At 36.6% G+C, this 9,894-nt stretch carries 8 protein-coding genes; all 8 read left to right on the top strand.

All coding sequences use genetic code 11. The annotated features are described in order from the left end of the window. The first annotated feature begins 152 nt into the window (after nt 1–152). Genes ACSSV9_RS06435 through ACSSV9_RS06400 form a run of 8 tightly spaced genes read left to right on the top strand, consistent with a single transcriptional unit; the run spans nt 153 to nt 9,882 of the window. Nucleotides 153–716 (top strand): hypothetical protein, encoded by a 564-nt coding sequence (locus ACSSV9_RS06435; RefSeq protein ID WP_437346416.1) that lies wholly within the window; start codon nt 153–155, stop codon nt 714–716. Further along, complete coding sequence (locus ACSSV9_RS06430; RefSeq protein WP_437346424.1) at nt 605–1,813, top strand: alpha-L-arabinofuranosidase family protein; 1,209 nt, start codon at nt 605–607, stop codon at nt 1,811–1,813. Before ACSSV9_RS06435 ends, ACSSV9_RS06430 begins: the two co-directional genes overlap by 112 nt. A gap of 2 nt (nt 1,814–1,815) precedes the next feature. Next, nucleotides 1,816–2,754 (top strand): prolyl oligopeptidase family serine peptidase, encoded by a 939-nt coding sequence (locus ACSSV9_RS06425; RefSeq protein ID WP_437346415.1) that lies wholly within the window; start codon nt 1,816–1,818, stop codon nt 2,752–2,754. Further along, entirely contained in the window at nt 2,751–3,644 is an 894-nt protein-coding gene (locus ACSSV9_RS06420) for an alpha/beta hydrolase (protein ID WP_437346414.1), read from the top strand. Before ACSSV9_RS06425 ends, ACSSV9_RS06420 begins: the two co-directional genes overlap by 4 nt. Nucleotides 3,645–3,691: 47 nt before the next feature. After that, nucleotides 3,692–4,852, top strand: a complete 1,161-nt coding sequence (locus tag ACSSV9_RS06415; protein WP_437346413.1) for an alpha/beta hydrolase-fold protein — start codon at nt 3,692–3,694, stop codon at nt 4,850–4,852. Nucleotides 4,853–4,862: 10 nt separating this feature from the next. Continuing rightward, nucleotides 4,863–5,942, top strand: coding sequence for an esterase (locus tag ACSSV9_RS06410; protein WP_437346412.1), 1,080 nt, complete (start codon nt 4,863–4,865; stop codon nt 5,940–5,942). A 59-nt stretch (nt 5,943–6,001) separates the two neighbouring features. Further along, on the top strand, nt 6,002–7,918 hold the full coding sequence (locus ACSSV9_RS06405) for an alpha/beta hydrolase-fold protein (protein WP_437346411.1): 1,917 nt from the start codon (nt 6,002–6,004) through the stop codon (nt 7,916–7,918). A 23-nt stretch (nt 7,919–7,941) separates the two neighbouring features. After that, nucleotides 7,942–9,882 carry a glycoside hydrolase family 97 protein gene (locus tag ACSSV9_RS06400; RefSeq protein WP_437346410.1) on the top strand — a complete coding sequence of 647 codons (1,941 nt, stop codon included), beginning with the start codon at nt 7,942–7,944 and terminating at the stop codon, nt 9,880–9,882. Nucleotides 9,883–9,894: the final 12 nt, after the last annotated feature.

The following is a 9,894-nucleotide window of genomic DNA, read 5'->3' as shown; positions in this document are numbered from 1 at the left end:
TATACATGATTTATTTTTTCAATGAAAACGACAATACTTATAAATCTGTTCCTCTAATTGAATTTTTCAGATGTCTCAATAAATAAGTATCAAAAAATATATGTTTAGTGCTTGAATTGATTAGCAATCTATAAATCAAAAAGGTGGGGGGAATGATTAATAGATTATGGTTCAGTGCAGTTATTGCATCTACTTTTGCTATTCAAGCTAATCCCCACCCCTTTCAAAAAACTCCATTTGGTAAAAAGTCAACCATCAATTCAGCTGAAATAGAAATTCAATTCTCTAGTCCATCCTCAGTGGGAATTTTGAAATTGCCTGAGAGGCTTGTTTTGAATAAGAAATTATTACTGGTGATTTGCATTTTGCTTTTGGGAGTAGTGAACCTGTTTGCAGAAGACGGGCACAAACTATGGTTGCGTGGTCAGAGCACAGACATGGTGAATATTAGTTGCTCGAAAAACTCTGCAACTTTAGACATTGCAAAACAAGAATTAATACAATCATGGCAGGGAAAATCAGGAGCAACTGTTGTAATGTTGGTGAAGTCGATCCCAAAGTATAAGGTGTGTTTATGGAACCTATTAATTTCAGCGGCAGGCGAATGGGTTTACCTGATACTTCATTTTTTAGTACCCTGTATGGTCCTCTCTACAATCCAAAATCACCACTTGCCGATAAAAATGGTTTCCGAAAAGATTATATCGATGCAATGAGAGAGTTGAAAATTACCAATATGCGCTGGCCTGGTGGAAATTTTGTGATGGGCTATGACTGGAAAGATGGTATCGGACCCCAAAACAAAAGGCCTCGTCGCTTAAATCTTGCCTGGGGCGGATATGAAAGCAATGAAGTGGGTACAGATGAGTGGATTGCGCTTAATAAAGCAATAGGTAGTGAAAACGTCGTTTGTGTGAATCTTGGGCTTGGAATGGGTAGTATTCTCGATGCTTGTTATTGGGTAGAATACTGTAATCATCCTAAAGGAACGTACTATTCGGATTTTCGTATTAAGAATGGAAATCCTCAACCCTACAATGTTAAAATATGGGATCTTGGAAATGAAGTGGATGGTTATCCATGGGAACTTGGTCACATGAGTGCTGATGACTATGTAAAGGTTGCACGTGAAGCAGCAAAAGCAATGCGGTCAGTTGATAGATCAATTAAGTTGGTCGCATCAGGTTCATCTTATTATGAACCAACACGCACTATGAAAGGGTTCAAGAACCCAATATACATTTCGTTTGATGAGTGGGGCATTATGGGTCGCAACTTTTTATCCGTATTACCGGTTGCACAATGCTTTAATTCTTTTATCCGCAATGCGGATATTGTAAAGATGGCAAACTTTACTATGCTGACATCTCTCCTACAGGAAGATAGAGAAAAGGGTACATTTAAAACACCCCTCTTTTATATGTTCAAATCCTTTTCAAACAATTGTCATGGATTTGCAATTGATACATATGTTCAATGTGATACATTCAACACCAACAAATACAAAGGAATTCCTTATCTCGATGTGACATCAGTCTATAATCCTTCGACAAATACAATAATGATCAATGTGGTTAACAGGCATAAAGATGAAGCAATTACTGCAGAAGTTGTGAGTGTAGCAATTCCATTTATTAACGATGCAGAAGTTACAGTGATTAATCAAAATTCACTTGATGAGCCTTTTAGCTTTGATAAGAAAGATAAATATGTTCCGAGCATAAAACAGGTTCAGACAAACGGAAATAAACTGGTGTATACATTTGAACCTCATTCATTTACCCAGATAAAAGTAAAAATTAAGGAATTATGAAAATGAGTTTGAGAGGAAGAATTGCTTATTCCATTGTTATAATTATACTTACAATGACTCTAGCTTGCTTTGCCCAGGATTATTCAAAATGCTGGAAAGATGTTGACTATGTAGGTGATAGTTTGATTTACCATCGCCTTGATATTTACTTACCAAAAGTTATAAAAGATAAGTATCCTGTTGCAGTTGTAATTTATGGAAGTGCTTGGTTCGGTAACAATTTAAAAGGAATGGATCTTCCGATATTGGGAAAACCATTGCTCGAAGCAGGATTTGCTGTTGTGATGCCTAATCATCGTTCGAGTTCTGATGCAAAGTTTCCTGCTCAGCTACATGATATAAAAGCAGTAGTCAGGTTTATCAGAGGAAATGCGTCGCAATATCAGCTGGATACTTCTTTTATTGGGATAACAGGAAGTTCTTCAGGTGGAAATTTAGCAGCTATGCTTGGTACTTCCCGATTTGTCAAACAATACACTTTGGGAAATGAAACTATTGATGTTGAAGGAAATCTTGGTTCTTATCTAACATATAGCAGTTCAGTGGACGCAGTCGTTGACTGGTTCGGTCCTACAAATATGCTTGTGATGGATTCTTGTGGTGGTACTGATTTTATTCATAATGATGCAAAATCACCAGCGTCTCTTTATATTGGTGGACCACTTCAAGAACATAAAGAAAAAACTTTATTAGCAAGTCCTATAACATATGTTGATTCAGCTGATCCCGCATTTCTGATTTTTCATGGAGATAATGATAGAGTAGTACCATATTGCCAAAGCGTTCTTTTGCACGAAGCTTTACAAAAAGCTGGTGTTTCATCTCGATTATTTCTTGTAAAAGGTGGTCAACATGGATTTGGTATGTATACAGAAGAGAATATCAAATTAATGATAGATTTTTTTATTAATGAATTAGAGAAAAAGGAAAAGGCAAAATGAAAGCAACTTCATTTGTCACTTTAGTGCTTTTATTTTTCTTAGCATTTGTTTCAAATGCTCAGGAGATAATTAATTTATATTCGGGAGATATACCTAATTCAAGGAAGGCAAGTGTAAAGGAAGAATATACTTCTGGTATATATAGAGGTGTAACAAATCCAACACTTGAAATATATCTCCCAGACAAAGAGAAATCAAATGGAACCGCTGTCATTATTTGTCCAGGGGGTGCTTATGGTGTGGTGGTTTACCAAGCAGAAGGTGTGAGGACAGCAAAAGAGCTTGCTAAAAGTGGTGTTACCGCTTTTGTATTGAAGTATAGGATTCCTGATGATGCAACTATGATTGATAAGAAAATCGGTCCACTTCAAGATGCACAACAAGCTATCAAAGTAGTGAGAGAAGGTGCAAATAAGTGGGGTATTGATACTAATAAAATAGGTATTATGGGTTTTTCGGCTGGCGGTCATTTAGCAGCAACAGCTGCCACACACTATAAGCATGCTTACATTGAAAATGTTAATAATTCCAATCTTCGTCCTGATTTTCTAATATTAATCTATCCTGTAATTAGTATGCAAGACGAGTTAACGCACCTTGATTCAAGAAAAAATTTGTTGGGGAGCAATCCATCACAGGATATTATTCAGCAATTTTCAAATGAATTGCAGGTAGATTCAAATACCCCACCCACATATATAACTCATGCAGGAGATGATAGGGTTGTTACAGTGGATAACAGCATTATCTTTTATAAGAAACTACAGCAGAATAATGTACCGGCTGAACTGCATATCTATCCGCGAGGTAATCATGGTTTTGTTTTCCTTCAGCCTGCTGAAGAATGGATAACACCTATTCTTAAATGGCTGAGAAATATTTATAAGTAAAATGATAAAATTAATTCAAACCTTCAATAAATAATGAGTGACACATTATGAAAATCAGGTTACGTATAATTGAATCTTGTCTTTTGTCAGTGATTTTTTTAATAAGCAATGTTCTTGCCCAGGTACCTACAGGACCATTTATTATTTCTCCTCAGATTAATCCGGATAAAACAGTTGTGTTTAGATATTTAGCTCCTTCAGCAAAAGAAGTGAAGCTTAGTGCACAGTTTGCAAGAGAACCGCTTTCGATGACTAAAGATACTTTAGGAATCTGGAGCATTACTGTTGGCCCTATCAAACCGGACATTTATCCTTATTTTTTCATTGTTGATGGTATCCAGGTTATGGATCCGAGTAACGTCTTATACTTTCCAAACGAACGATTTAAAGCCAGTTTGGTTGATATTCCTGATGACCCACCGTTAGTTCATTCATTAAAAGATGTACCACATGGAACAGTTACATATGAGTATTACCCTTCTATAGAAGGTACTATAGGCACATTGGTTGTTTATACTCCACCGGGTTATGAAAAAAATCCAAATAAAAAATATCCTGTTCTCTATCTCATTAGTGGTACAACTGATTTGGAAGAAACATGGTTTAAGGTAGGTCGTGCAAATCTCATTCTCGATAACTTAATCGCAGAAGGCAAAGCAAAGCCAATGATTATTGTTATGCCGTATGGTAACATAGAGGCAAGAATTGCAGAACAAAAAGGATACCCAAAACCCTTTGATCCGAGATCAAGAGAAAGTGAAGAGGCAATACGAAGAACAAAGTCGTTTGAAAAAGATTTGATTGAGAATATTATTCCGTATGTGGAGAAAAATTATCGGGTATATTCCGACCGCTTCAACCGTGCAATTGGTGGCTTTTCAAGAGGCGGTGGACAAACCTTACGGGTTGCTTTCAGCAATCTCGATAAATTTTCATGGATTTGTTGTTTTGCAGCGTATTTATCTCAACAGGAGATGGAAAAAGAATATAAGCATATTTACGAAAATCACAAAGTAACAAATAGTCAAATAAAACTCTTCTGGATAAGTGTAGGGGATGAAGACTTTTTGTACAAACAGACTATCGAATTTATGGATTTTCTTAAATCGAAAAACATCAATTACAAAAGTTTTATTACTTCAGGTGGACATACCTGGATGAATACAAGAAAATTTCTAACCGAAGTTTCTCAATTACTATTTCAATAAGGTTAAGGTCATGAAAAAGATTCTTTTTGTAATATCACTATTCATTATTGCATCAAACATAACGAATGCTCAAAGGCCACCGGCAATTGTATCTCCTGAAATAAACCCGGATAAAAGTATTACATTTCGTTATTTTGCACCTAATGCGAAGGAGGTACTGCTTGATGCTGAGTTCTTAAAAAGTCCACTTTGTATGTCAAAGGATACATCTGGTGTTTGGAGTATCACTGTACCACCTGTTGAACCAGATATTTATCCTTATTTCTTTAGAGTTGATAGTATTGCAGTAGCTGATCCTAATAATTCGTATCTGTTTGCAAATGAGAGGTTTAAACGAAGTCTGATTGAAATACGTGGTGATAAGCCTTTAATTCATGAATTGCAAGATGTGCCGCACGGGAAAGTAAGTTATCGCTATTACAAATCTTCAACGCTTGGTACTATACGCCAGCTTGTTATTTATACACCACCAGGGTTTAACATCAATGGGAAAACTAAGTATCCTGTTCTTTATCTCATTCATGGTGGTTCCGATACTGAAGAAACTTGGACAAAAGTTGGTCGTGCAAACCTCATTGCCGATAATCTTATTGCGCAAGGTAAAGCTGTGCCAATGATTATTGTTATGCCTTACGCTAACGTTATGCCAAAACCTATGGAGTATTTTACGAAAGATATGTTGAATGATATTATTCCTTTTATTGAATCGAACTATCCCGTTTATACCGATAGTAAAAATCGTGCTATTGCAGGTTTTTCTTTTGGTGGTGGACAAACATTGAATATCGGACTCACTAATCCTGATAAATTTGCTTACATCTATGCATACGCTCCATATACAGCTACGGATGAGTTTAGAAAAAATTTTTCCAATTGGTCACCGGATACTGTTTTAATAAATAAACAATTGAAACATTTTTTCATCAGTATAGCAGAAGAAGATTTTTTGTATGAAAGTGTAAAACAACTTATTGGAATGTTCAATGAAAAGAAGTTAAAACTAGAAACTCTTGTTGTTCCTGGTGGACACACATGGATGAATTGTAAACTCTATCTAAGTAGAACATTGCAACAATTGTTTAAAAACTGACATTGTTATTATATATGGATTTAATAAAAACCTTGATAACAATAAGTGTGGAGAAAGTCATGAATAAAATTATTACTCATGTGATTCTGATGATAATTTTAATACAAACCCTATATTCACAAAATATCAAAGTTCCTCAGGACTTTGATAAGTTACGGGATAATATTCTACATGGCAAAATAGATACTGTCTATTATGAATCAAAAACAGTAGGAGCAACACGAAAAGCTCTGGTTTATATTCCACCACAATTTTCAACAGAAAATAAATACCCGGTCTTATACCTGTTGCATGGCATTGGTGGGGATGAAACTGAATGGCTTAAAGGTGGTCAGCCGGATATCATTTTAGATAATCTCTATGCCGATAAAAAAATTGAACCTATGATTGTTGTGATGCCGAATGGACGAGCAATGAAAGATGATAGGGCTGAGGGAAATATTTATGATAGTGTGAAGGTGCAGGCTTTTGCGAATTTTGAGAAAGACTTGTTAAATGATCTTATTCCCTTTATCGAGAAAAATTATCCGGTATACACCGATAGAGACCACCGGGCTATTGCAGGGTTGTCTATGGGAGGTGGACAGGCATTGAATTTTGGACTGGGAAATCTCGATGTTTTTGCCTGGATTGGAGGATTCTCTTCTGCTCCTAACACCAAAGCACCTGAGTTATTGGTCCCAAATCCGGAAGAAGCTAAAAAGAAAATTAAATTGCTATGGATTTCATGCGGTGATAATGATAATCTTATCATCTTCAGTCAACGTACTCACGATTATCTTCAAAAACATAAGGTACCACATATTTATTTTGTCGAACCTGGTGTACACGATTTCAAAGTCTGGAAGAATAGTTTATATCATTTCTCACAGTTAATATTTAAACCATTAGGTGAGGAAGTAATTAAGAAATATAGTAGTCTTGTTGGTACTCCTGCCTCAACGAATGTACGGGGAGCAAAGTATCCTCAGATTTTGTATGATGGACGGGCAATCTTTAGAATTAAAGCTCCCGAGGCAAATAAAATCCAACTCGATTTGCACAAAAAATATGATTTGATTAAAAACGAAGAGGGAGTATGGGAGGTTATTACAGATACACTTGGCGAAGGTTTTCATTATTATTCTCTCATTATCGATGGAGTTGCTGTAGCAGATCCCGCAAGTGAAACATTTTATGGAATGGGACGCATGGCAAGCGGAATCGAAGTACCGTTTAAGGGTGATACGATTTATGCGGTGAAAAATGTTCCGCATGGTGATATTCGTATTAAAAGATATTTCTCGAAGATTACTCATAGTTGGCGTTCTTTTTATCTATATACTCCTCCTGGTTACGATGTGAATGTTAAAGAGAAGTATCCTGTTTTATATATTCTTCATGGTGGTGGTGAAGATCAACGTGGATGGGCACAACAGGGGAAAACTGATCTTATTCTCGATAATTTAATAGCACAGAAAAAAGCGGTGCCTATGTTGGTGGCTATGATAGATGGAAACATGCCGTTTTCAGGGTTTGGTGAGGAAATGCTTAAACTGTTTGATGCTGAACTAAAGGAGAGTGTTATTCCATTCATTGAAAAAAATTACAGAGTAAAGTCGGCTCAACAATATCGGGCGCTTGCAGGTTTATCTATGGGTGGATTACAAACGCTGTATGCAGGAATAAAGAATACCGATATGTTTGCTTACCTTGGTGTATTCAGTTCGGGATGGATTGTGCCGATGCAAAATACTATTGCAGAAGCACAATATGAATTTATGAAGAAAAATGCTGAGAAGATAAATACGAATTTGAAACAATTTTGGATTGCCATGGGAGGTAAGGAAGACATTGCATGGCAGAACTGCCAAATAATGATAAAAAAGTTTGATGAACTAGGGATTAATTACACATACAGTGAATATCCAGGGGGCCATACCTGGCCTGTATGGAGAAACAATTTGTATAATTTTGCTCAACTATTATTCAAATAATGAAATCATCATGGAGAAGGGAAATGAAATCTATTCAATGGATATTTGTGCTGATTGCAATGGTCATATTCCATAATCAATCTTCCACTGCACAAACATTTACAATCGACAGTCCGAATAAGAAAATATCTGTATCCTTCTGGCTAACCGAGAAGGGTGAACCTATGTATTCTGTTTCTTATTCAGGAGCAACAATATTGCAACCCTCTAAATTGGGACTTATTCGAAACGATGGGAATTTTTCTTCGGCTCTTACATTAGATTCAGTATCAAATGCGAGTGTGGTATCTGATCAATACACAATGCTTCACGGCAAGCGATTGAATTGCCACTATCTTGGAAATAAGCGCATATTTTATCTGGAAAATGCAGATTCTCAAAAGATGGAAATCATTTTTCAAGTTTCAAACGATGGGGTTGCGTTCAGATATTATTTCCCTGGGGAATCAAATAAACCTGTCAAAATTTATAAAGAGCTGAGCTCTTTTCATTTTCATCTTTCAACAAAGGCTTTTCTTCAACCATGTCCCGATGCCCGTACCGGCTGGTGCTTTACACAGCCATCGTATGAAGAATATTATCAGATTGAAATACCTGTTGGCACTGTTTCACCCAATCAAGCTGGATGGGTAATGCCCGCGCTTTTCAATTATGACAAATACTGGATATGCATCACAGAAACTGCTGTGGATACAAACTATTGCGGATCGCGTTTAAGTCAATTTTCCCCTGATGGCGAATATTCCATTCAATTTCCTCAGCCACAGGAATGCAGAGACAATGAACCGTATTTACCTGAGTCGATTTTACCATGGTATACACCTTGGCGTATCATTGCCGTCGCTGATCATCTTGCAGGACTTGTTGAATCAACGTTAGAAACCGATTTGGCAACTCCTGCCAAATACGATGTTTCTTCATGGCTTAAGCCTGGTGTTGCTTCGTGGAGTTGGGTAATCCTCAAAGATGATTCAACCGTGTTTGATGTACAAAAACGATATATCGATTTTGCTGCAAGTATGCAATGGGAATACTGTTTGATTGATGCTTTTTGGGATGCTAAAATCGGGTATGAAAAAATTAATGAACTCGCCGAATACGCAAAAACAAAAAATGTGAAAATCTTATTGTGGTATAACTCTGCGGGAAATTGGAATTCAACGACGCTTACCCCACGAGATAAAATGCTCACGAGGGCATCAAGACAGGGAGAGTTTCAAAAATTGAAGGATATGGGAATAGCAGGTATCAAGGTGGACTTCTTCGGTGGCGATGGACAGTCCATGATGAAATATTATATCGATATTTTAAAAGATGCGGCAAAATTTAATCTTGCTGTAAACTTTCATGGTTGTACCTATCCTCGAGGTTGGCATCGTACTTATCCCAATCTGGTGAGTATGGAGAGCATCAAAGGGATGGAATATGTTACCTTTGCTCAATACTTTGCAGATAATCAGCCCTGGCATTGTACGGTCCTTCCATTTACACGTAACCTTTTTTCTCCCATGGATTTTACTCCAGTAAATTTTTCAGGCATTCCGAATATTCAACGGAGAACTACCGGTGCCTTTGAATTAGCTTTGTCCGTTATATTCACTTCAGGTATACAGCATATAGCTGAAACACCGTACGGTATGTCAGCCCAAAAAGATTTTGTTAAAGCATTTATGAGTTCATTGCCTGAGACATGGGACGATATAAAATTCATTGAAGGTTATCCTGGTAAGTATGTGGTATTGGCAAGAAAAAAAGGAAATATTTGGTATATAGCAGGGATCAATGGAGAAAATACGGAACGAATGTTAGAGCTGGATCTTTCTTTTATCCCAGCACCTTCAAAAGGTTTTATTATTACAGATACAAAAGATGGAAAAAGTTTTGTGAAGCAGAATGTTCAATTGTCTAAACTTGTAAAAATTACTTTGCGTCCATATGGTGGTTTTCTAATCAAGACTTCATAGGGCTAAATAACA

It is taken from the genome of Melioribacter sulfuriphilus, from assembly GCF_051488685.1.
GTDB lineage: Bacteria > Bacteroidota > Ignavibacteria > Ignavibacteriales > Melioribacteraceae > Melioribacter.
Note: the sequence above shows the minus strand (reverse complement) of the source record. Positions and strands in the feature narration are given on the sequence as shown.

Excerpts from the sequence above, each read along its gene's own strand:
- ACSSV9_RS06425 (WP_437346415.1), top strand. The coding sequence starts at position 1,816 with ATGAGTTTGAGAGGAAGAATTGCTTATTCCATTGTTATAATTATACTT.
- ACSSV9_RS06400 (WP_437346410.1), top strand. The coding sequence starts at position 7,942 with ATGAAATCTATTCAATGGATATTTGTGCTGATTGCAATGGTCATATTC.
- ACSSV9_RS06430 (WP_437346424.1), top strand. The coding sequence starts at position 605 with ATGGGTTTACCTGATACTTCATTTTTTAGTACCCTGTATGGTCCTCTC.
- ACSSV9_RS06405 (WP_437346411.1), top strand. The coding sequence starts at position 6,002 with ATGAATAAAATTATTACTCATGTGATTCTGATGATAATTTTAATACAA.
- ACSSV9_RS06435 (WP_437346416.1), top strand. The coding sequence starts at position 153 with ATGATTAATAGATTATGGTTCAGTGCAGTTATTGCATCTACTTTTGCT.
- ACSSV9_RS06420 (WP_437346414.1), top strand. The coding sequence starts at position 2,751 with ATGAAAGCAACTTCATTTGTCACTTTAGTGCTTTTATTTTTCTTAGCA.
- ACSSV9_RS06415 (WP_437346413.1), top strand. The coding sequence starts at position 3,692 with ATGAAAATCAGGTTACGTATAATTGAATCTTGTCTTTTGTCAGTGATT.
- ACSSV9_RS06410 (WP_437346412.1), top strand. The coding sequence starts at position 4,863 with ATGAAAAAGATTCTTTTTGTAATATCACTATTCATTATTGCATCAAAC.